This is a genomic window from Acidovorax sp. CF316, from assembly GCF_000276605.1.
Lineage (GTDB): Bacteria > Pseudomonadota > Gammaproteobacteria > Burkholderiales > Burkholderiaceae_C > Acidovorax.
In genome coordinates this window covers 15,761-37,622 of the sequence record NZ_AKJX01000104.1, presented here as the reverse complement: position 1 = coordinate 37,622, position 21,862 = coordinate 15,761, and the positions used below count along the sequence as shown (strand labels likewise).

The 21,862-nt window shown below is 69.0% G+C and carries 15 protein-coding genes; 4 read left to right on the top strand and 11 right to left on the bottom strand.

Annotation, left to right across the window (positions count from 1 at the left end):
* Positions 1 to 19: 19 nt before the first annotated feature.
* The gene (locus tag PMI14_RS11115; protein WP_035203330.1) at positions 20 to 5,989 is read right to left on the bottom strand and encodes an MG2 domain-containing protein; all 5,970 of its coding nucleotides are present in this window, start codon (positions 5,987 to 5,989) and stop codon (positions 20 to 22) included.
* 236 nt (positions 5,990 to 6,225) lie between these two features.
* On the opposite strand from PMI14_RS11115, the gene PMI14_RS11110 reads away from it, so the two are divergent.
* Both PMI14_RS11110 and opgC read left to right on the top strand, forming a co-directional pair.
* The gene (locus tag PMI14_RS11110; RefSeq protein ID WP_007854113.1) at positions 6,226 to 8,346 is read left to right on the top strand and encodes a catalase; all 2,121 of its coding nucleotides are present in this window, start codon (positions 6,226 to 6,228) and stop codon (positions 8,344 to 8,346) included.
* 9 nt (positions 8,347 to 8,355) lie between these two features.
* Positions 8,356 to 9,618, top strand: a complete 1,263-nt coding sequence (gene opgC, locus PMI14_RS11105) for an OpgC domain-containing protein (RefSeq protein WP_007854112.1) — start codon at positions 8,356 to 8,358, stop codon at positions 9,616 to 9,618.
* Between the two features lie 12 nt (positions 9,619 to 9,630).
* Here opgC and PMI14_RS11100 read toward each other — a convergent pair whose 3' ends face one another.
* The 4 genes from PMI14_RS11100 to argH all read right to left on the bottom strand — a co-directional run bounded on the left by PMI14_RS11100 (position 9,631) and on the right by argH (position 14,726).
* Complete coding sequence (locus PMI14_RS11100) at positions 9,631 to 10,503, bottom strand: SGNH/GDSL hydrolase family protein (protein ID WP_007854109.1); 873 nt, start codon at positions 10,501 to 10,503, stop codon at positions 9,631 to 9,633.
* A 147-nt stretch (positions 10,504 to 10,650) separates the two neighbouring features.
* Positions 10,651 to 12,114, bottom strand: coding sequence for a diguanylate cyclase domain-containing protein (locus tag PMI14_RS11095; RefSeq protein WP_007854107.1), 1,464 nt, complete (start codon positions 12,112 to 12,114; stop codon positions 10,651 to 10,653).
* A 31-nt stretch (positions 12,115 to 12,145) separates the two neighbouring features.
* A complete protein-coding gene (locus PMI14_RS11090) occupies positions 12,146 to 13,132 on the bottom strand; it encodes a Bug family tripartite tricarboxylate transporter substrate binding protein (protein WP_007854106.1) in 987 nt (328 codons plus the stop codon).
* 124 nt (positions 13,133 to 13,256) lie between these two features.
* Entirely contained in the window at positions 13,257 to 14,726 is a 1,470-nt protein-coding gene (gene argH, locus PMI14_RS11085; protein WP_007854104.1) for an argininosuccinate lyase, read from the bottom strand.
* A 51-nt stretch (positions 14,727 to 14,777) separates the two neighbouring features.
* Between argH and PMI14_RS11080 the strand changes: the two genes are divergently transcribed.
* Positions 14,778 to 15,959 carry a sensor histidine kinase gene (locus PMI14_RS11080; protein ID WP_007854103.1) on the top strand — a complete coding sequence of 394 codons (1,182 nt, stop codon included), beginning with the start codon at positions 14,778 to 14,780 and terminating at the stop codon, positions 15,957 to 15,959.
* Entirely contained in the window at positions 15,956 to 16,708 is a 753-nt protein-coding gene (locus PMI14_RS11075) for a LytTR family DNA-binding domain-containing protein (protein ID WP_007854102.1), read from the top strand. Before PMI14_RS11080 ends, PMI14_RS11075 begins: the two co-directional genes overlap by 4 nt.
* 14 nt (positions 16,709 to 16,722) lie before the next feature.
* Here the strand turns inward: PMI14_RS11075 and arsC are convergent, their stop codons facing one another.
* The 6 genes from arsC to PMI14_RS11045 form a co-directional block, all read right to left on the bottom strand.
* Complete coding sequence (gene arsC, locus PMI14_RS11070; RefSeq protein ID WP_007854100.1) at positions 16,723 to 17,106, bottom strand: arsenate reductase (glutaredoxin); 384 nt, start codon at positions 17,104 to 17,106, stop codon at positions 16,723 to 16,725.
* Entirely contained in the window at positions 17,096 to 17,929 is an 834-nt protein-coding gene (locus tag PMI14_RS11065) for a ZIP family metal transporter (protein ID WP_007854098.1), read from the bottom strand. The genes arsC and PMI14_RS11065 overlap by 11 nt, the downstream gene beginning before the upstream one ends.
* A gap of 125 nt (positions 17,930 to 18,054) precedes the next feature.
* A complete protein-coding gene (locus tag PMI14_RS11060; RefSeq protein ID WP_007854096.1) occupies positions 18,055 to 18,951 on the bottom strand; it encodes a dienelactone hydrolase family protein in 897 nt (298 codons plus the stop codon).
* A gap of 161 nt (positions 18,952 to 19,112) precedes the next feature.
* Positions 19,113 to 19,874 carry an aspartate/glutamate racemase family protein gene (locus PMI14_RS11055; protein ID WP_007854095.1) on the bottom strand — a complete coding sequence of 254 codons (762 nt, stop codon included), beginning with the start codon at positions 19,872 to 19,874 and terminating at the stop codon, positions 19,113 to 19,115.
* Positions 19,875 to 19,889: 15 nt separating this feature from the next.
* The gene (locus PMI14_RS11050) at positions 19,890 to 20,780 is read right to left on the bottom strand and encodes an amino acid ABC transporter substrate-binding protein (RefSeq protein WP_007854092.1); all 891 of its coding nucleotides are present in this window, start codon (positions 20,778 to 20,780) and stop codon (positions 19,890 to 19,892) included.
* Positions 20,781 to 20,929: 149 nt separating this feature from the next.
* On the bottom strand, positions 20,930 to 21,859 hold the full coding sequence (locus PMI14_RS11045) for a LysR substrate-binding domain-containing protein (protein ID WP_007854090.1): 930 nt from the start codon (positions 21,857 to 21,859) through the stop codon (positions 20,930 to 20,932).
* Positions 21,860 to 21,862: the final 3 nt, after the last annotated feature.

Genomic DNA, 21,862 nt, shown 5'->3' with positions numbered 1-21,862 from the left:
CAGGCCGCGGCGCCGGCTGTCACTTGGCGGCCTCCACCTTCACGCGGGCGTTGGGGAACTCGCCGAACATCTCGGGCGCGTACATGGCCTCCACGCGGCTCGGGGGCAGCGCGAAGTCGCCCACGTTGTTCAGGCGCACGGTGTACTCCATCTTCACCGTGCCCTTGGGCAGGTAGTGGTAGTAGCTGCGGAAGGACTCGAAGCTGCGCTCCTCGAACGCCGGCCAGCCGCTGCCGCTGCGCTTTTCGCCCTGGGTAGCGATCTCGGAGTCGCGGCCCAGGCCGCTGCCCAGGATGGTGGCGCCGCCGGGCACCGGGTCGGTGATGGCGACCCAGGTCATGTCGGCACTGGCATTGACCTCCAGCGTCACGCGCAGCACGTCGCCGCGCGTGTACTGGCCGGCGGGCAACGACTTGTTGGCCTGCTCCACCGGGGTGATGGTCTTCTTGATGGCGTAGCCCGCAGCGAACGGTGCCTTGAGTTGGATGGCGGCCACCGACTGCAGCGTGAGCCAGGGCTTGCCCGTGCCCTGGTGGGCGACGGACAGGCTTTCCTTGCCGCCCGCGGCCGCCCAGGGCAGGAACATGCCGTTGTTGCGCAGGTTGCCCGGTGCGGCGGGTGCGCCGAACCAGGTGGTCTGGTGCGCGGCGCCGCTGGCATCCGAGGTCTTGATGCGCTCGACCTTGCTCCAGTCCACGCTGGCAGTATTCGTGCCCATGCTGGCCTTGGTGCTGCCCGCGACCGGCGTGGCCTCGAACTTGGCCGAGAACTTTTCCAGCGCCAGGCCACCCCAGAGGTTGGCCGTGGTGGTGTGCCAGGCACCGCCCTGCTGGCGGCTGATGAAGCCATTGGCCAGGCGGCCCATGTCGTCCTTCCAGCCCGGGTCGTCCATCACGGCCAGTATCAGGCGCGCGGTGTTGACGTCGCCGTTCTGCATCAGCCACCACCAGTAGTCGTCCTGCTCGGTGCTGAAGATGGCCTTGGTGCCCTGGAAGGACAGGCGGCTGCGCAGGATCTGCATGGCTTCGGCCAGGCGCTTGTCACGCTCGGGCACGTCGGCCACGCGGCGCAGCACGTTCACCCAGTCGATCACCGAGTGCGTGGGCCACTGGTTGGGCGCCACGGTGATGCTGCTGACCATGCGGCCCTGGGCCTTGCCATAGCGCGACAGGGCCTCGATGGCGGCCAGCTTGCGCATGTCCAGGTCTTTGCGCGGGCTCCAGAACTCGCGCTGGATGCGGCCTTCGATGAAGGCGATCAGGCCACGCTCCATGGGCGCGCGCGCATCGTCGGGCAACGCGAATGCCGGGTCGATGCTGGAAGCCTCGTGGGTCGCCGCCAGCAGGTAGGCCGTGAGCGTATCGCTGCCGCGGTTGGCGTCGCCGTCGCGCGGCGGGAAGTAGTTGGCCAGGCCGTCGCTGTCGAGGTAGGTGGGCAACTGGGCCACCACGGTCTGCCAGAGCTTGCCGTCGCGCATGCCCACGGCCTTGCTGGTCTTCTGCTCCAGGCAGGCAAACGGGTAGTTGGCCCACCAGTCGCGCACGCCGGGCAGGCCTTCGGCCAGCTTGGGCTGCAGCGACATCTTCAGGCCGCCGCGGCCGGGCAATGCATCGGCCGGCGGGTTCACGTCCAGGGTGAAGCTGCCGTCCACCTGCACCAGCGTGGCCTGCTGCACCGTGAGCGGGATCGCCGGGATGATGCGCTGGCGCGCCTTGAGCGCATCGCGCGCGCCGCTCACGGTGTCCTTGGCATCGATCTCCCAGAGGATGGCTTCGGCGCGGGTCTGCGCCAGCTGGGCCGGCGCGGTCACGTTCCAGGCCACCTCGCGCGACTCGCCCGCGGGGATGTCGATGGTCTGGGGCTTCACATCCAGCAGCGTGGCGCGCGGCGACACCTCGACCTTCATGGCCGCCTTGGTGGTGTTGCGCAGCGTGAGCTGGGCGCGGAACTGGTCGTCCTCGCGCACCAGCGGCGGCAGGCCGCTGATGATCTGCAGGTCCTGCGTGGCGCGGATGCTGGTGCTGCCGGTGCCGAAAAGGCCCACCGAGGCATCGGCCACAGCCACGATCTTGAAGGTGGTGAGTGCGTCGTTCAGGGGCACCGTCACCTTGGCCTGGCCATTGGCATCGAGCTTGAGAGCGGGCTCCCAGAGCAGCAGCGTCTCGAGCAGCTCGCGCGTCTGCGCGCGGCCGCCGCCGCCGCCCGCGGGCACGGCCTTCTTGCCGTAGTGGCGCCGGCCGATGATCTCCATCTGCGCAGTGGAGGTCTGCACGCCCCAGCTGCGCCGCTGCAGCATGGATTCGAGCAGGTTCCAGCTGGTGTTGGGCATCAGCTCCAGGAGCGCCTGGTCCACGGCGGCCAGCGCCACCTCGGCATTGGCGGCAGGCTTGCCATTGGGCAGGGTGGCGGTGATGGTGACCTGCGCCTTGCCGCGCACGGCATAGCTTTCCTTGTCGGCCACGACCTTCACGTCGATCTGGTGCGCCTTGCTGCCCACGCGGATCTCGGCCAGGCCCAGGCGGAAGGCGGGCTTGGACAGGTCCACCATGGCCGTGGGGGCCTGGTATTCCTTGCCTTCGTACCAGAACGAGCTCCACCACTCGCGTGGCGACTTGAAGCCCCAGGTGAAGAAGCTGTACCAGGGCACGTCGCGCAGGCGTCCGCGCAGGGCCAGCACGCTCACATAGACGTTGGGGCCCCAACCGTCCTCGATCTTGAGCTCGATGGTCGGGTCCTGGCCGTTGAGCTGCACCACGCGCGTGTCGATGATGCCTTCGCGCTCCACCGCCACCAGGGCCGTGGCAAAGCGAAAGGGCATGCGCACCTGGAACTTGGCGGTCTCGCCGGGCTGGTAGCTCTTCTTCTCGGGCAGCAGGTCGATGCGGTCGTGGTCCTCGCCGCCGAACCACAGCTCGCCCTGGCGCGTGACCCAGACGGACGATGCCGCCTCGCTGGTGTTGCCGTCGCGGTCGCTGGCAATGGCCACCAGCTCCACCTCGCCGGCCTCGTCGAGCTTGGACTCGCACAGCAGCAGGCCGCGGCTGTCGCTCTTGCCGCTGCAGATGGTGCCCAGGTCCTTGGTCTCGGTCTGGTTGTCGTAGCTGTAGAAGCCGCCCACCATGCGCTTGCGCGTGGTGGTGGTGATGCGTGCCACGGCCTTGACCTGCAAGGGCACGTCGGCCGCGGCGGAGCCGTTGTGCTGCAGCGCCAGCGCCTGGAAGCGGATCTTCTGCTTGGCTGACACCCAGCCTTCGGTCTTGATGCCGGCCACCACGCCCGCGGGCCACACGGTCTGCGTGCTGCGCAGGGTCTGCACCTCGCCATTGGGGTCGGCGTAGGTGGCCTCCATCACCAGGTCCTGGGGCTGGCGCCCCTGGGGCACGTTCTCGATGGTGAGCTTGCCGGCACCGTTGCGGTCCAGCGTCACGGCCAGCTTGTCGGCGATCACGCGGCTGTCCTGGCTCGCGGCGGCCTCCTCGTCGTCGCTGTTGCCGCTGCCCGACTGGCCACGCTTGCGCGGCGGGTTGAAGCTGAAGGCGTCGTAGTCGTTGTACTGCAGGGACTTGCTGCGCACCATGGCCGAAACGCGCACCGGCAGGTTGGCGGCCCCGCCGCCGGCCACATAGTTGATCTGCACGTCGGTGGGAACGGAGCGCACGCGCACCAGGGCCTTCTTGTCGGTCGGGGCGATGCGGCCTTCGAGCACCGGCAGGCGGAACTCTTCCACCCGGAACTGGCCCGAGCTGAAGCTGCGCTCGCTGCCACCGGCATTGCGCAGCTCCACCGAGTACATGCCGAGCTTGGCCGCGGGCGGCACGGCAAAGCTGCTCTGCGCGCTGAAGCCGCCCGTGGCCGTGCTGCGCCAGGCCAGGGGCTGGGTGTACTGCTGGCCGCTGCCCAGGTGGGTGATCACCAGCGTGGTGGGCCGGCTCTCGGGGATGTCGAAGCCCTTGCGCGTGTCGGTGCGCAGCAGGTGCTTCATCGACACCGTCTCGCCCGCCCGGAACAGGGTGCGGTCGAAGATGGTGTGGGCACGCTCGTCGGGATTGGGTTCGTTGCTGGTGGGCACGTTGAAGCGCCAGGGCTCGATGCCACGCTGCCAGTCGCTCCAGGTGAAGGCCATGTCCTCCACGCCGTCGGCGCCCTTGCTGCGCGCGCTGACGAAGTAGGCACGTTCGCCCTCTTCACCGCACTGCTCGGGCTCCGGCGACAGGCCTTCGAGGCTGGCCACGCCCTGGGCATTGGTGGTGCCGGTGGCCAGCTCGCGGCCGCTGCAGTCGGACACGCGCACCGTGGCGCCGGCCACGGGCTGGCCCTTGTCCAGGCTGGTGACCCAGGCCAGCGCGTTCTCGCGGCCGAGCTTGAAATGCACGCCCAGGTTGGTCACCAGCGCCGAGGTGCGCACGTACATGGTGCGCGCATCGCCATGGCGTTCGTCGAGCAGCGAGTTGCCGAGCAGTTGCGAGGCGATTTCCACCACGTGGAAGCCGGGCGCCAGCGGAATGCCCACCACCTCGAAGGGGCGCGGGTCGTTGTTCGCGGGCTTGGGCAGGTCCAGCGTCTTCACGCCGTTCTGCCCGCCGAGCAGGGAGACCATGCGCGACTGCACGTAGTCGCGGTCGTTGTCGAGCACCTTGGGCAGCGGGCCCTTGGTGTCGCGGCGCGCTTCCTTGCGGTCGACGTTGTAGTTGTCATAGCGCTTGACCTTGCGGAACCAGGCGATGATGTCCGAGTCGCTGGTGGGCCGCAGGGTGCTCACCTTGCCGGCGGGTGCCGCGGGCGTGCCGCTGCCCGCCTGCAGGCCCTGCACCTTGAGGGCCGCTTCCACATTGCGCAAGGTGACGGGCAGCAGCGCCGGGCCCTCGGGGCCTTCGGCAAAGCGCTCGACGATGCCGAAGGGCGCGGCCGCAAACTTGGCCAGCGGCGGCCTGCCGCCCGTGGCCACCTTGAGAGGGAAGCTGTCGGCATTGCGCAGCGTGCGGCCCGAGGCGTCCTTGAAATCCTTGGGCAGTTCGATGGTGAACTGGGTGTTCTCGGCCAGCGGAGCCGTGAACTGCAGGCTGGTGACCACGGAATCGGGGTTCTTGTCCTCGTCCGCACCGCCTTCGAGCTGCGGCTTGATGGTTTCCTTGCCCGACTTCAGGCGGATGCCGGCCGCCAGCTTGCGCGACAGCGGGGCATTGAAAGACAGGCCCATCGGGCGGATCGGCAGGCAGGCGGCCTGCGCGTTCTCGCGCTCGCAGCTGAACTCGGCCGAGAAGGGTTCGCGCACCTTGTAGGCAAAGCGCTTTTCCACCGCGTTGGCCACGCCGCTCGGGGTGGCCACGCCCTTGCCGAAGACGAACTGCATGCGCGAGCCGGAGGTCAGGCGCCGGTTGCAGGCCAGGCTCACGTACTGCAGCGGCTGCTGGGCAGCGCGCTTGTCCAGGCCCAGCGACTTGAGGATTTCATCGCGCTGGCTGCCCTCGACCAGGCGCACGGGGACCTTCTCGCCCACGCCGTCGAGCGCGCACCAGGTGTTGGCCTTGATGCTGTCCAGCGTGGCCGGGCCGTTGAGCTGCAGCACGAAGACCTGCTCTTCGTCGATGTCCTGGTAGGTGCCGGGGCGCATGTTCTGCACGAACGGCCCGCCGGTGTTGAACTGGAAGCTCGTGGGCCCGGTCAGCGCCGCGCCGCTGGCCGACTTGAAGCCCGCCTTGACCGCGGCAGTGCAGCGCACGCCCGGGGGCAGGTCGTTCTCGAAGTCGAAGACCCATTCCTTCTCGCCCGTCCAGCGGCCATTGCCCTTGGTGGCGGCGGCATCGCTGCAGCTCAGGGTCAGCGGTGGCGGCGCCTTCGGGTCGCCGAAATTGACAGCCGCGGCGTCGAACTTGGCCACCACCTGGCGCACGCGAGCGACCTCGCCCTGGGGGGACAGGCTCGTGATCTGCAGGGCATGGGCTGTCCCCATGGCCCCCAGGGTCGCCAGCGACAGGCCGGCGGCAAACATCCAGTTCTTGGCTTTCACGCGATCCCCTCCAAAGGAACTGACAAGCGTAACAAAACCACATGGCATGGAGACCTGCGTTGCAAGCACTTACGTATCCAGGGCGTGCGCCACTTCACGGAAGGGGCCTTTTTTGCGCCGCCGACAGGAGGACGGCCCATGGTCCTACCTCCACCCGCGCGCTGCTGGGGAAAGATGCCTTTTGACCCACGTCCCCGCCCCCCATTTCTGGAGCATCCATGGCCAAGTCCCCAGCCGTCCGCACGCCCGCGGACAAGCCACGTTCGACCCCATCCACCACCCCGGCGCCCGACACCCTGCGCGGCAATGGTGACGAATTGCAACAGCAAGCCGGCGCCGACCACCCGGTCATGACGACCCAGTTGGGCATACCGATCGCCGATAACCAGAACTCGCTGCGCAGCACGCCACGCGGCCCCTCGCTGCTCGAAGACTTCATCCTGCGCGAGAAGATCACGCACTTCGACCACGAGCGCATTCCCGAACGCATCGTGCATGCGCGTGGCACGGCCGCGCACGGCTACTTCGAGCTGACCGAATCGCTGGCCGACTACACCACGGCCCGCGTGCTCACCGAAGTGGGGGTGCAAACGCCCGTGTTCACCCGCTTTTCCACCGTGGCCGGCGGTGCCGGCTCGGTGGACACGCCGCGCGACGTGCGCGGCTTCGCCGTCAAGCTCTACACGCAGGAGGGCAACTGGGACATCGTGGGCAACAACATCCCGGTGTTCTTCATCCAGGACGCGATGAAGTTCCCCGACCTCGTGCACGCCGTGAAGATGGAGCCCGACCGCGGTTACCCGCAGGCCGGCAGCGCCCACGATACCTTCTGGGACTTCGTCTCGCTGATGCCCGAGACCTTGCACATGGTGATGTGGGCCATGAGCGACCGCACCATCCCGCGCAGCCTGCGCACGATGGAAGGCTTTGGCGTGCACTCGTTCCGCTTGGTGAATGCCGAGGGCAAGAGCACCTTCGTGAAGTTCCACTGGCGGCCGAAGCTGGGTATCCAGTCCACGGTGTGGGACGAGGCCGTGAAACTGCAGGCGGCCGACAACGACTACCACCGCCGCGACCTGTTCGAGGCCATCGAGGCCGGCAACTACCCCGAATGGGACTTCGCCGTGCAGCTCTTCACCGAAGAAGAGGCGGCCAGCTTCCCCTTCGACCACCTGGATGCGACCAAGCTGATTCCCGAGGAGCTGGTACCGCTGCGCACCATCGGCCGCATGGTGCTCAACCGCTGGCCCGACAACTTCTTTGCCGAGACCGAGCAGGTGGCCTACTGCCCGGCCAATGTGCCGCCGGGCGTGGATTTTTCCAACGACCCGCTGCTGCAGGGCCGGCTGTTCTCGTACCTGGACACGCAGCTGTCGCGCCTGGGCGGCCCGAATTTCGCGCAGATCCCGGTCAACGCGCCCAAGTGCCCGTTCCACAACATGCAGCGCGACGGCCACATGCAGATGAACGTGCCCAAGGGCCGCGTCAACTACGAGCCCAGCAGCCTGCAGGGCGACACGCCCCGCGCCTCGCAGGCGCAGGGGTTCCGCCATTTCGCCGAAGCCGCCGACGCGGGTGCCAAGGGCCGCATCCGGGCCGAGAGCTTTGCCGACCACTACAGCCAGGCGCGCATGTTCTTTCGCAGCCAGAGCGAGCTGGAGCAGTCGCACATCGCCTCGGCCATCGTGTTCGAGCTGTCCAAGGTGGCCACCGTGCACGTGCGCGAGGCCGTGGTCGGCCACCTGCAGCATGTGGACCCGGCCCTCGCCCAGCGCGTGGCCGATGGCCTGGGCATGGATGCCATGCCACCCAAGCCCCCAGCCGCCGTGAAGCCGCAGGACCTGCCACTGTCGCCCGCGCTGCGCATCATCGACCGCATGCAGCCGACGCTGGAAGGCCGCTGCGTGGGCCTGCTGGTCCACGACGGCACCAACGCCAAGTCGGTGGCGACCCTGCGAAAGGCCATCGAGAAGGCGGGCGCCACGGTGAAGATCGTCGCGCCCAAGGTGGGTGGTGCCGTGATGGACGATGGCAGCCGCCTGCCAGCCGATGGGCAATTGGCCGGAACACCCTCCACGGTGTTCGATGCCGTGGCCTCGATACTCTCGACCGAGGCGGGCCAGAAGCTCGCGCGCGAAGCTGCTGCCGTGGACTGGTTCCGCGATGCCTTCGGCCACCTCAAGGCCATCGGCGCCTGCCCCGGCACGCAGGCCATCCTTCAGGCGGCTGGTATCGAGCCCGATGCCGGCGTGGTGGACCCCAAGGACAGCAAGGCCTTCATCGCTGCCGCGCAGACGCGCCAGTGGGACAGAGAGCCCAAGCTACGCACCCTCGCCTGAGGAGCCACCATGCCCCCCGCGCCCGCCCCGCCCTCCCAACGCAGTTGGGAGATCGATGCAGCCCGGGGGCTGATGTTGCTGCTGATGACAGTAACGCACCTGCCCACGCGGCTCACCTCGCCGCTGGGCCAGCCCTTCGGCTACGTGTCCGCAGCGGAGGGCTTCGTGCTGCTGTCGGCCTACATGGCCGGCATGGTCTACGGCCGCGTGGCCTGGCGCAAGAGCGTGGCCGAGATGCACCATGCCTTCTGGCGCCGCGCCCTCAAGATCTATGCCTGCCATGCGGCGCTGCTGTTGTTCCTGTTCACGGTGATCGCCTTCATCGGCATCCGCATCGAGCAGCCGGCCGTGGTGGACCTGCTGAACTTCTACGTCAGGCAGCCGTTCACGGCCCTGGTGGGCGGACTGCTGCTGCTCTACGAGCCGCCACTCCTGGATATCCTGCCGCTGTACGTGCTGTTCATGCTGGCCAGCCCCTGGGTGATGGTGCTGGCCTTCGTCTGGGGCTGGCGGCTGGTGATGCTGGTCAGCGGGCTGGTGTGGCTGGCGGCGCAGTTCGGCCTGTCGCACGGCGTGTACGACAGCATCAACGCCCTGGTGCCGCTGCCCGTGCCCTTCAACGAGACCGGTGCCTTCGTGATGTGGAGCTGGCAGTTCCTTTGGATGCTGGGGCTGTGGATGGGCGCCACGCGCAACGACCCGAATGCGCCGGCGTTCGCCTTCCCGCGCTGGTCGGTGCTGCTGGCCATTGCGCTGGCCATTTTCCTGATGGGCTGGCGCCACCTGGTCGGCCAGATCCCTTTCCATGCCGACGGGCCGTACGCCCCATTCAACCCCTGGTTCGACAAATGGGCGCTGGGGCCCATGCGCATGGTCAACCTGTTTGCGCTGGTGGTGCTCGCCATTCACTACGGCCCCCGGCTGGCCGCCCGCATGCCGCGCCAGCGCTGGCTGGAGACACTGGGCTCGGCCTCGCTGCCGGTGTTCTGTGCGCACCTGGTGCTGGTGCTCGTGGTGCTGGTCGGGCTGGGTGCGAAATACGACCGGCCCTGGCTGCAGGACATCGCCTTGCTGGCCGCCTCCTTCGGTGTGCTCTATGCGGTGGCGCGGGCGACCCTGTGGCTCGAACGCCACCAGAAGGAAGACACGACGCCGCCCGCCGTGCTGGCCCCGGGCCAGAAACGCCCGCCAATGTACCCGCCAACGCCCGCCCGCACGGCCATGCAGCCCGCAGCGCAGGACCCGCCCCGGGCGAAACCGATTCCAGGATGAAGCAGCAGGCCTTCAGCGACCGGTGCTGACCTGGACGGCAGCGGCCTCAGGAATCGCAGGAATGGCCACTGGTGGTGCCGCCGTGGCTTGCGTGGCCTTTTTTACCGCCTCGTAGGGGCCGGCCTGCAGCGTGGCCTGGCCGCGCCCCACATAGTCGGCGATCACCGAGCGCCACAGCCGGTAGCCGGCATCGCTCATGTGCAGGCGGTCCGGCCCGAAGAGTTCGGCGCGGGGCGCGCCCTGCAGGTCCAGCATGGGCGTGAAGATGTCGATGTAGTCGCTGTTGGGCAGGCTGCGCACATAGGCAGCCAGCAGGGCATTGGCCTCGCGTGCCCTGGGCATCAGCTCGGCGCGCAAGGGGCTGGGCTTGATGGAGATGTAGGCGATGCGCGTGTCGGGCAGCTCGGCGCGCACGGCGGCCACGAAGCCCTCGAAGCTTTCGAGCACCTGTTGCGGCGAGCGGCCTTCGGCCAGGTCGTTGTCGCCTGCATAGACGAACACCTGGCGCGGCCGGTACTGCAACACCAGTTGCTTGACGAAGTACTGGCAGTCGGCCATGGTCGAACCGCCAAAACCGCGGTTGATGAGCACCGGCACGTCGCGAAAATCCTGCGGCAGCTGCGTCCAGAAGCGGATGGTGGAACTGCCCACGAAGAGCACACCATCCTCGGCCGGGGCCTGGGCCTTGTCGGCCGCGGCGAACGCGTCCATGCTGGCCTGCCAGCGCGCATAGTGGGAGGCCGAGGACGACTGCGTCGTCTTGGGGCCGGGCGCAGAGCCGGCGCCCCCCACGGGCGCGGGGTGCACCGCGGCCGTGCTCGACACCAGTACCCCCGACAGCGCAAGGCGCCGGGCGAGCCTGGAAAGGCGGGGGAATCGCTTCATGGCATGGTTCCCAGGAAGTGGCACATCGTTGTCAGATGGGGCCATTTTCGGCAATTTCACCCGCGGCCACTGCATGTTTTACAACTTCGGCGGTAACGCCACACCCCGCCAGCCACAGGCACTGCACCCGCCATCCGCATGGATGGTTCAGGGCATGGTGGCGCTGTTCAGCGGCTGGGTTGCAAAGGTGTGCAGTTCAGCCGGGGTGGCCAGCGTGGCCTTGCCCTTGCCGCTGCGCTTGCTGGCGTACAGCGCCTGGTCGGCCCGGTCGATCAGCGCTGGCAGGGCCTCGGCCGCATCGCCCTGGAACACGGCCACTCCGATGCTGATACCGATGCGTGCATGCTCGCCGTTGTCCAGGCCGATGGGTGCCAGCATGTCCTGCAGGACCCGCTGGGCGACCTCCATCGCCGCGTGCGGCGAGGTCACCGCATTCAGCACCAGGGCGAACTCGTCGCCCCCCAGCCGTGCTGCCGTGTCGTTGGCGCGCGCCATCCCGGCCAGGCGCTGGCCGACGCGCAGCAGCACCTGGTCGCCACAGCCGTGGCCCATGCTGTCGTTGATGGCCTTGAAGCCGTCGAGGTCCATCAGCAGCAGCGCACCGGCACGGCGGTCGCGGTGTGCGGCCAACACAGCCTGGGACAGGCGGTCCTCGAACAGGCGGCGGTTGGGCAGGCCGGTGAGGCGGTCATGGCTGGCCAGCGCCAGCACCTGCTGGTGGGCCCGCACCAGCCAGGCGCTGAGCAGCCCCAGCAGCAGGGCGAACACGTACGACAGCGTCACGACCAGCGCCGGCGCGCTGCCGGCGGCCTTCCAGCCGCCCACGGGCACGGCGCCCAGGATCCAGCTGCCGCCCCCGGGCAGGGGCACGTCGAGCGTGACCGGCTTTTCGTCGAACAGGCCGGCCTGGCCCACGAACACGGCCCCCTGCGCGCCCAGGGCATCGAGGCCGCGCGCAGCCACCTGGAAGCCCATCTGCTCGGTGTTGAGCCCCACATCGGCGAACAGGGTGTCGGCGTTCACGGCCAGCGAGACGATGCCCCAGTAGCGCGGCTCGGCCACGGGGGCCGCGCCGGGCACGCCCGACAGGAACACCGGCGTGCGGCTCACGATGCCCAACCCGCCCTGCACCAATTGGATGGGGCCGGCCACCACCGTACGGCGGGTCTGGATGGCGCGCTCCACCGCACCGCGCTGCTGCGGGTTGTCCAGGTAGCGCAGGCCCAGGGCCTTCTCGTTGCCCAGGCGCGGGTAGATGTCGCTGATGACGTTGTCCGGCGCCAGCGCCAGGTTGCGGATGTTGCGCTGGCTCTCCAGCAGGCGCCCGACCACCGAGGCGAAGATCTCGGGCGACATATGGCCCTGCGCGGCCACGAAGGCGGCCACGGTTTCGGGCACCGACAGCGTGCTCTGCAGCTGGCGGTCCAGGCGGTCGCGGATTTCGAGCAGATGGGTCTGCGCGCGGGCCACGATCTCGGTGCGTGCCTTGGTGTGCGAGATGTCGATCACCAGCCAGGCCAGCAGCACGGCCAGCGCAGCACTGCACAGCCCCACCAGCAAGGGCAGGTAACGGGACTGCTGCCAGTGCGCGGGCAGGCGGGTGGTGGGCATGGCGGAAGCCGGCCTGCGCCGGCAGGGTGGGTTACTGGGCCACGAAGCCCGTGTCCTTGATGATCTTGGTCCAGGCGGCGGTGTAGGCCTTCTCGCGCGTGGCGAACTGCGCGGGCGGCATATGGCCCACGGTCAGGCCCATGGCCGTGAGGTGGTCGCGCACCTCGGGCATGGCGATGACCTTGGCCACGGCGTTCGAGAAATCGGTGACGAACTTCTGCGGCGTGCCCGCGGGTGCATAGATGCCGTAGTACGGCAGGTCCTCGAAGCCCTTGAGGCCCAGTTCATCGAAGGTCGGCACGTCGGGCATGGCGGCCTGGCGGTTCTTGCCCAGCACGGCCACCACGCGCACCTTGCCGGCCTTGTGGTTCTCGATGAAGTCGGGGATGGAGGCCACGCCGGCGCCGATCTGGTTGCCCAGCATGTCGGCCATCATGGGCGCGCTGCCCCGGTAGGGTGCGGACACGAGGTCGATGCCGAACTTGCCGCCCACCAGCTTCACGAGGAACTCGGGGGTGGACGCGGGTGCCGGGATGCCCACGGCCCCCTTGCCGCCGCCCGTGCCCTTGATCCAGGTGACGTATTCGCCGAACGACCTGGCGGGCGTGCCGCCCGAGACAGCGAAGGCATTCACGAAGGTGGCGATACCGACCACGGGGATGAAATCGCGTGCGGGCTCATAGCCCGGGTTCTTCACCACCTGGGGCAGGATGGAGATGGTGTGGTCGTGGGTGAGAAACAACACCGTGCCATCCGCCGGGCCGGCCTTGAGCGTCTGGGCCGCGATCTGCCCGCCCGCACCGGGCTTGTTCTCCACCACCACCGAGGTACCGAGCTCGTCCTTGAGCTTCTCGGCCAGGGTGCGCGCGATCGCGTCGGTGCCGCCGCCGGCCGGAAAGCCCACCAGCAGCCGGATCGGCTTGGGCTGGGCCGATGCCAGGCCCATGGCGGCAAGGCCCAGCAGCAGCGCACTGGCGCGCAGGGTGTGGGCAAAAAGACGGCGGCGGGGCGAGGTCATGCGAAGGGCTCCAGCGGATAGGTCATCGGGTGCAACAGACAGGGATCGTAGCCGCAGGCTGCGGCGCTGTCATGCGCAGCGGCCTGCGGCATCCGTACCATGCAAGAAGCACGCCCAGGCGGCGTCAGCCCAGCCGTGCGCGGTGGCGCGCCAACTGGGCGCGCACCTGCGCAGGCGCCGTGCCGCCCAGCGTGTTGCGCGCGTTGAGCGAGCCGCGCAGGCTCAGCGCATCGAACACGTCCTTCTCGATCTGCGGGTGGAAGCCCTGCAGCACGGCCAGCGGCAGTTCGGACAGGTCCACCTGGTGCGAGACGGCGGCCTTCACGGCGTGGGCCACGGTTTCGTGCGCGTCCCGGAAAGGCAGGCCCTTCTTGACCAGGTAGTCGGCCAGGTCGGTGGCGGTGGCATAGCCCTTGAGCGCGGCCTGCTCCATGGCGGGTGCGTTGACGGTGATGCCGCCCTCTTTCTTGCCCGTGGCGGGGTTCAACTGGCCGCCGACCATCTCGGCGAAGATGCGCAGCGTGTCCTTGAGCGTGTCCACGGTGTCGAACAGCGGCTCCTTGTCTTCCTGGTTGTCCTTGTTGTAGGCCAGGGGCTGGCCCTTCATCAGGGTGATCAGGCCCATCAGGTGGCCGACCACGCGGCCGGTCTTGCCGCGCGCCAGTTCCGGCACGTCGGGGTTCTTCTTCTGCGGCATGATGGAGCTGCCGGTCGTGAAGCGGTCGGCGATCTTGATGAAGCCGAAGTTCTGGCTCATCCAGATGATGAGTTCTTCGCTCAGGCGGCTCACGTGCACCATGCACAGGCTGGCGGCGGCGGTGAACTCGATGGCGAAGTCGCGGTCGCTCACGGCGTCCAGGCTGTTCTGGCACACGCCCTCCATACCCAGGGTGCGCGCCACGCGCTCGCGGTCCAGCGGGTAGGTGGTGCCGGCCAGGGCGGCGGCGCCCAGCGGCAGCACGTTGACGCGGCGGCGCACGTCGGCCATGCGCTCGGCATCGCGCGCGAACATCTCCACGTAGGCCAGCATGTGGTGTCCAAAGCTCACGGGCTGCGCCACCTGCAGGTGGGTGAAGCCCGGCAGGATGACCTCCACGTTCTGCTCGGCCACGTCCACCAGCGACACCTGCAGCTCCTTGAGCAGGTCGGCGATCAGGTCGATCTCGCCGCGCAGCCACAGGCGCACGTCGGTGGCCACCTGGTCGTTGCGGCTGCGGCCGGTGTGCAGGCGCTTGCCGGCGTCGCCCACGAGCTGGGTCAGACGCGCCTCGATGTTCAGGTGCACGTCCTCGAGGTCGAGCTTCCACTCGAAGGCGCCGGACTCGATTTCGGCACTGATCTGGGCCATGCCGCGCTGGATCGAGGCATGGTCCTCGGCGCTGATGATGGCCTGGGCGGCCAGCATGTCGGCATGCGCCAGGCTGCCGGCGATGTCGGCCTGCCACAGGCGCTTGTCGAAGAAGACGCTGGAGGTGTAGCGCTTGACCAGGTCGCTCATGGGCTCGGAAAAGAGCGCCGACCAGGCCTGGGCCTTGGTGTCGAGCTGGTTGTGGGAGGGCGCGGACGGCGCGCTATTGGCTTGGCTGTTGGACATGGGAGGGCAATAATCCGGTAGTTCTGACACCCGGAACGCCCGGATGCCGCAATGCAAAACACGCAAATTTTATCGACCCCGCCTCCCGAAGCCGAATCAGGCCCACCCAGAGGCCCTTCGCGCAGCGGCCAACCCGCGGCCGGAAGGGCGCTGGTGTTCGACGCCTGCCAGGTCGGCGTGGTGCTGCGGGCCGTGCTGTTCGTCGAGGTCGTGGTGGGCGTGGGCACCCTGTTCGGTGCCCGCGGCCCCAGCGATTGGCTGGCCAACATGGCCCTGGTGACAGGCGGTGCCTTGCCGGCCACCCTGGCCTGGCTGATCACCGCCTGCAGCCTGAAGACCGTGCTGCAGGGCCTGGGCACGGGCCAGCAGTATGCGGCCGGCGTGACGCTCGGGGCGCTGGCGGGCCTCTATGCCTGCGCCATGCTGACCCTGGCCGGCGTGGCCGAGCGCTCGCCCTGGGTGGCCAGCGCCGCCACCGGCGCCCTGCTCGCGGCGCTGCTGGTCGCGGCCCTGGTGCTGCGCGCGCGCGGGCGCACCCCGGCGGCCACAACGGCGCGCCTGACCGAGCTGCAGTCGCGCATCCGCCCACACTTTCTGTTCAATACGCTCAACAGCGCGATCGCCCTGGTGCGCAAGGAGCCCGCCAAGGCCGAATCGCTGCTCGAAGACCTGAGCGACCTGTTCCGCGTGGCGCTCGTCGAGCAGGGCGAAGTGACCTCCCTGGGCGAGGAAATCACCCTGGCCCGCCGTTACCTCGGTATCGAGGAGGTGCGTTTCGGCAAGCGCCTGCAGGTGCAGTGGAGCCTGGACCCGCGCACCGACAGCGCCCGGCTGCCACCCCTGCTGCTGCAGCCGCTGGTGGAAAACGCCGTCAAGCATGGCGTGGAGCCGAGCCCGCGCGGCGGCAAGCTCAAGGTGATGACCGAACTGCGCGGCAGCCGCGTGGTGGTGCGCATCACCAACACCCTGCCCGCGAGCGACATCCGCTACCACGACGTGCCGCGCGGCCATGGCATCGCCCTGGCCAACGTGCGCGCGCGCCTGGCGCTGCTGCACGATGTGCAGGGCGAATTCACGGCCGGCGTGCTCGACGGCCTCTACCAGGTGCGCATCACCCTGCCCGTGCAGGACCGGCCGGCCCGCGTGTCCGGCCGCCCGCGCCGCCATGGCCGGCCCGCCGCACCAGCCCCGTCGCCACCTCCCTCCGCCCCTACCCGCAATGCCGCGCCATGAACATCCTGATTGTTGACGACGAAGCCCTGGCCCGCAGCCGCCTGCGCACCCTGCTGGGCGACTGCGCCGAGACCCTGCACACCACCGTGTCCGAGGCCGGCAACGCCGGCGAAGCCATGGCCCTGCTGGGGCCCACCGGGGGCAGCGCCTTCGACCTGGTGCTGCTCGATATCCACATGCCCGGCCAGGACGGCCTGGGCCTGGCGCACGCGCTGCAGGCCCTGGCGCGCCCGCCGGCCGTGGTCTTCGTGACGGCCCATGCCGACCACGCGGTGAATGCCTTCGAGCTCGACGCCGTGGACTACCTCACCAAGCCCGTGCGGCGCGAGCGCCTGCAGCAGGCACTGGCCAAGGTGCAGCGCACCACCCGCCCGGCCCACAGCACGGCCGCGGCCCCTTCGGCCGCCGACGGCGAGGCGCTGGTGATCCAGGACCGGGGCCGCACCGAGCGGCTGCCGCTGGCCGAGGTGCTGTATTTCAAGGCCGAGCAGAAGTACGTGACGGTGCGCACCGCCACCCGCAGCTACATCATGGACGGGGCCCTGAGCGAGCTGGAGGCGCGCTACCCCACGCGCTTCCTGCGCATCCACCGCAATGCGCTGGTGGCCCGGCGCGCCGTGCGCGCGCTCGAAAAGCACTACGACCCCGAGGAAGGCGACGGCTGGGCCGTGCGCCTGCAGGGCATGACGGAGCTGCTCACGGTCTCGCGCCGGCAGGTGGCCGCCGTGCGCGAGGAACTGGCACGCTAGCCAGCCCGAGCGGCTCAAGGCTGCGCAGGCAACAGCTCCAGCACCGTCTCGGCCGGCCGGCACAGCCCCGCGCCCAGGGGCGTGGTGACGATGGGCCGGTTCATGAGGATGGGGTGGGCCACCATGGCGTCGATGAGTTGGTCGTCTGTCACCCCGGGTTCGCCCAGCTTCAGTTCGGCAAACACCGCTTCCTTGCTGCGCACCACGTCGATGGCCGGCACACCCATGGCCGCGATCAGCGCCTGCAGCGCGGCCCGGTTCAGCGGGGTCTTGAGGTACTCGATGACCTCGGGTTGCACCCCGCGCTCCTGCAGCAGGGCCAGCGTGTTGCGCGAGGTGCCGCAGCGGGGGTTGTGGTAGATCGTGACCATGTGCTTTTGCGTGCCTTCAATGCGCATGGGCCGCGCCGCTGACCAAGGTGACGATCACCATGCCAGCGATCAGCCAGGCGATCTGGGCCACGGTCTCGCGCGCAGACAGGCGCTTTTGCAGTTGCGGAATCAGGTCGGCCAGGGCCACGTAGATGAAACTGCTCGACGCCACGGCCAGGAAGTACGGCAGCAGGTCCTGCAACTGCCCCACGAGGAAGTAGCCGACGATGCCGCCCAGGGCGGTGACGGCGCCCGCCAACGACACCTTGACCAGCGCCATGCGCCGGTTGGGGCTGGTCTGGCGCAGCACCACCAGGTCGCCCATGTGGTGCGGCACCTCGTGCGCGAGCACCGAGACGGCCGCGATCATGCCCAGCCGGATGTCGGCCATGAAGGCCGAGGCGATCAGGATACCGTCACCAAAACAGTGCACGCTGTCACCGGTGAGCACGGCCCAGCCGCCGGCACGAGGGGCACCGTGGTGGTGGTGGCCATGCCCGTGGGCATGCTCGGCATGGTCGTGCGCGCCGTGGCCCTGCTCGGCAGGCGCCGCATGGCTGTGCTCATGGCCGTGGTGCCAGAGCTCGGCCTTGTCGAGCAGGAAGAAGAACACCACGCCGATCAGCAGCGTGGCGAACAGGTCGTGCGCACCAGCCTGGCTCTCGAAGGCCTCGGGCAGCAGGTGCATGAAGGCCGTGGCCAGCAGCGCGCCGGCCGCCAGGCTCAGCAGGTGCTGGGGCCCCACGCTGTCGCTGCGGCCCCCGAGCCCCAGGCGCATCAGCAGTGCGGCCAGCCACACGCTGCCGATGCCGGCAGCCAGGGTGGCCAAGATGATTGCTATCAAGGTCATAGCTATATGTGCGCGTCCATTGAGCGAAAGGTATTGTTTTTATGTCAATCGGGTGGCACCGCGGGGTCAAAAAAAGCCGCCCCTTGAATGCAGGGGCGGCTGATTGTAGGAGAGCAGCCGGTCGGTCAGACGACGCCGTTCGCCTTGAACCAGGCCAGCGCACGCTTCCAGCCATCGTCGGCCGCTTCCTTGCGATAGCTGGGGCGGTAGTCGGCGTGGAAGGCATGCGGCGCATCGGGGTACACCACGAATTCCGAAGCCTTGGCGGCGGCGGAGCCACCGGCCAGGGCAGCTTTCATCTTATCAACCGTGTCAAGGGGGATGCCGGTGTCTTTTTCACCGTACAGGCCGAGCACCGGCGCCTTGAGGATGGGGGCGATGTCCACCGGGTGCTTGGGCGTGAGCTCGCTGGGCTGGCCCACGAGGCGGCCGTACCAGGCCACACCGGCCTTGACCGGGCCGTGCGCGGCGTATAGCCAGGTGATGCGGCCACCCCAGCAAAAGCCGGTGATGCCCACGCGCGCGCCATCGCCGCCGTTGGCGGTGGCCCAGGCCACGGCGCCGTCGAGGTCGGCCATCACCTGTGCATCGGGCACCTTGGAGACGATTTCGGCCATGAGCTTGGCGGCCTCGGTGTACTTGGAGGCATCGCCCTGGCGCGCATAGAGCTGCGGGGCGATGGCCAGGTAGCCGGCCTTGGCGAAGCGGCGGCAGGTGTCAGCGATGTACTCGTGCACGCCAAAGATTTCCTGGATCACCAGCACCACGGGCAGGCCGGTCTTGCCGGCGGGCGCGGCGCGGTAGGCGGGCACCTTGAATCCGCCCACGGTGAAGCTGACCTCGCCGGCCGTCAGTCCGTCGGCCGGGGTGGCGATGGCTGTCTGCGCCATCAGCGGCGTGGCCGCGGCTGCATAGCCCAGGCCCAGGGCGGTCTGCAGGGCCAGGCGGCGCGTGGCGCCGGCTTCGGTGGCACGGCCGGGCACCAGGGCCTCGGTATCCAGTCGGTGGTCGTCGCTCAGCATCGTTGATCTCCAGAGAGGGTGAATGAACAGAACAAGGCAGCGCGCAGTCTAGGCGGTTTGCGCGGCGGCTGCCACCGCCCGGCCAAACACATGCCGCAGTGGACGGCCTTTTCCCCTCGCGGACCCACCTCTCCCTGGAAGCCCGGAGCGCGGGCCGGCGCTCAGGCGCCCGCGTCCAGGTAGGCCTGCCGCGCCAGCGCCGCCGCCAGCACGGCCGAGGGGTTGACCAGCGCCAGGCCGGGCAGCGCCGGGCCCTCCTCCAGCGCCAGCGGTATCTCCGTGCAACCCATGACCAGGGTGGTGATGCCGTGGCGCTGCTGCAGCGCCCGCGCCACCGCCCTGAAGCGCTCGCGCGCCAGCGCATAGTCGCCGGCCTTCACCCCGTCGTAGATGCCCTGCATGAGCTGCTCGCGCCCGGCCACGCCGGGCAGGCAGCAGGCAATGCCCGCACGCTCGAGCTCGCCCTGGTACAGCCCGGCATCGTAGGCGCCGCGCGTGGCCAACAGGCCCACGCTGCGCACCTGGCGCGCCGCCAGGCCGGCCACCACCTCCTGCACCCCGTGCAGCACCACCAGCTGCGGAAAGCGCTGCTGCAGAAGGCCATGCCAGGCATGGGCCGTGTTGCAGGCGATGGCCACCGCGCGGGCGCCCAGCGCGGCCAGGCGGCCCGTGGCCTGCAGCATGGGTTCGGCAGGCTGGTGCGCGCCCAGTCGGGTGTCGCCCAGCGCGGCCGTGCGGTCGGGAATGGGCACCTGCGCCAGCCAGTGCTCGGGATAGGCCTGGTCGTGCACGGGAATGCCCAGTTGCGCCATGCGTTCGCCGCAGGCCTGCACGAACAGGCGCGCGAAGTCCGCGCCCGCCGCCGGCCCCATGCCGCCCAGGATGCCCACCGTCTGCGTGGCGGGGCGATGGCTTGCCAACATGCTCGGTGGCTCCCTTCAGATGGCGGGCTTGTCGCTCTGGGCGGCGAGGTTGTCGCGCAGCTCCTTGCCCATGGGCAGCTTGAGGTTCTGACCGCGCGGCGCGATGGGCGACATGAACCACTTGGCATACAGCTTCTCGAACTCGCCGGACTTCATCATGCCGCCGATGACGCCGTTGACCAGGGCCTGGAACTGCGGGTCGTCCTTGCGCAGCATGCAGGCATAGGGCTCGACCTGCAGCGCCTCGCCCACCACATCCCACTCGGCCGGATTGCGCGCATTGGCCATCAGGCCGTAGAGCAGGATGTCGTCCATGGCGAAGGCCTCGGCCCGGCCGGTGTCCACCAGCAGCAGCGAATCCTCATGGTCCTTGCCCATCAGGATCTCCATGTCGAGCTTGTTGTCGCGGTCGTACTTGCGCACCACCTGGGCATTGGTGGTGCCCGAGGTGGTGGAGATCTTGCGCTTAGCCAGATCGCCGAAGCCCTTGATGCCCGAGCTCCTCTTGGTCAAGAGGCGCGTGCCGGTGTAGAAGTAGTTGGTGGCGAACTGCACGTCCTTGCCGCGCACCGTGTTGTTGGTGGTCGAGCCGCACTCCAGATCCACCGTGCCGTTCTGCACCAGGGGAATGCGGTTGAGCGAGGTCACGGGCTGCAGCTCGACCTTGATGGCCGGGTTGTTCAGGCGCTTCTTCACGGCCTCGGCCACGGCGTTCGAGATGTCCACCGCAAAGCCCACGGGCTGGCCGGTGCCTGCCAGGTAGCTGAAGGGCACGGACGATTCGCGGTAGGCCAGCGTGATCTTGCCGGTGTCGGCGATCTTCTTGAGGGTGTCGGCCTGGGCAGCACAGCAGGCAAGCAGGCAGGCGGCCAGCAGGGTGGCACGGGCGGCGGCGGTCGTTGGCATGGGGTTCCCTTTGCGACGAAGAAAAGAAATGAAAAGGCGTAGGTGCACTGTAGAAATTCAGCGCCGCTTTGAACAATTCATTTCTCCGGGTAGGCCATGCCGGAAAGTTATGGGGGCCCCGCCCGCCCCCCGCCGACCAGAACCTGTGCTCAGGGCCTGGGGCTGGGCAAGCCCTTGCTGGCCATGGTCTCGGCCACGGCCAGGCGCATGCAGGCGGCCATGGCACTGGCCAGCAGCGAGGCCGGCCGGTTGACGGTGCGCAGCGACTGGATGGGCACGGGGATGTGCGGCGCCAGGGCCAGCACGTCGACCTGGCTGCGGTCGGCCGAGGCCGCCGTGCAGGCGTCGACCAATGCCACTGCATGGCCGTGCTGTGCCAGGGCAAGCGCCGCATGGTAGGTCTGCACCGTGATCGCCGTGCGCAGCCCCACGCCGGCCTCGCGGCAGGCATGGCCCATCACGGTGCCGATGGGGTCGCGCACGTCCAGGCGCACCACCGGCGTGTCCGCCAGGTCCGTGAGGTGCACGCTGCCCGCCTGCACCAGCGCCGGGCCCAGCATGCCCTTGGGTGCCACGCAGACCATGTAGCCATCGGCGATGTGCTCCTGGCTCAGCGAGGGGTGGGCGATGGAGCTGAACACGAAGCCCACGTCGGCCTCCTGCAGCACCAGGGCCGAGACGATCTGCGGCGAGTGCAGCGCATCGATGGTCACGTCCACGTCCGGGTGCAGCGCACGGAAGCTGCGCAGCGCGCGCGGCAGCACCTCGTAGCTCAGTGCCAGCACGGTCAGGATGTGCAGCGCGCCCTCGCGCCGGTCGCCCTTGAGGCTGGCCGCCAGGCGTTGCACGTCGTCGAGCTGGGCGAACAGGCGTTCGATGTGCGGGTACAGCGTCTGCGCCTCGGTGGTCGGCACCAGCCGCCCCTTGAGCCGGTGGAAGAGCGCAAAGCCGAGCTGCAGCTCCGCATGCGCGAGGATGCGGCTCACCGCGGGCTGGGTGACGTTGATGAGCCGCGCGGCAGCGCTCACGCTGCCGGTGAGCATCACCGCGTTGAAGACTTCGATGTGGCGCAGGCGCATGCT

Bases quoted from the DNA above. Each gene is read 5' to 3' on its own strand.
- PMI14_RS11100 (WP_007854109.1), bottom strand. From the start codon at position 10,503: ATGAAGCGATTCCCCCGCCTTTCCAGGCTCGCCCGGCGCCTTGCGCTG.
- PMI14_RS11115 (WP_035203330.1), bottom strand. From the start codon at position 5,989: ATGTTTGCCGCCGGCCTGTCGCTGGCGACCCTGGGGGCCATGGGGACA.
- PMI14_RS11090 (WP_007854106.1), bottom strand. From the start codon at position 13,132: ATGACCTCGCCCCGCCGCCGTCTTTTTGCCCACACCCTGCGCGCCAGT.
- PMI14_RS11060 (WP_007854096.1), bottom strand. From the start codon at position 18,951: ATGCTGAGCGACGACCACCGACTGGATACCGAGGCCCTGGTGCCCGGC.
- PMI14_RS11095 (WP_007854107.1), bottom strand. From the start codon at position 12,114: ATGCCCACCACCCGCCTGCCCGCGCACTGGCAGCAGTCCCGTTACCTG.
- PMI14_RS11075 (WP_007854102.1), top strand. From the start codon at position 15,956: ATGAACATCCTGATTGTTGACGACGAAGCCCTGGCCCGCAGCCGCCTG.
- arsC (WP_007854100.1), bottom strand. From the start codon at position 17,106: ATGCGCATTGAAGGCACGCAAAAGCACATGGTCACGATCTACCACAAC.
- PMI14_RS11055 (WP_007854095.1), bottom strand. From the start codon at position 19,874: ATGTTGGCAAGCCATCGCCCCGCCACGCAGACGGTGGGCATCCTGGGC.
- opgC (WP_007854112.1), top strand. From the start codon at position 8,356: ATGCCCCCCGCGCCCGCCCCGCCCTCCCAACGCAGTTGGGAGATCGAT.
- PMI14_RS11045 (WP_007854090.1), bottom strand. From the start codon at position 21,859: ATGCGCCTGCGCCACATCGAAGTCTTCAACGCGGTGATGCTCACCGGC.
- argH (WP_007854104.1), bottom strand. From the start codon at position 14,726: ATGTCCAACAGCCAAGCCAATAGCGCGCCGTCCGCGCCCTCCCACAAC.
- PMI14_RS11080 (WP_007854103.1), top strand. From the start codon at position 14,778: ATGCAAAACACGCAAATTTTATCGACCCCGCCTCCCGAAGCCGAATCA.
- PMI14_RS11065 (WP_007854098.1), bottom strand. From the start codon at position 17,929: ATGACCTTGATAGCAATCATCTTGGCCACCCTGGCTGCCGGCATCGGC.
- PMI14_RS11110 (WP_007854113.1), top strand. From the start codon at position 6,226: ATGGCCAAGTCCCCAGCCGTCCGCACGCCCGCGGACAAGCCACGTTCG.
- PMI14_RS11050 (WP_007854092.1), bottom strand. From the start codon at position 20,780: ATGCCAACGACCGCCGCCGCCCGTGCCACCCTGCTGGCCGCCTGCCTG.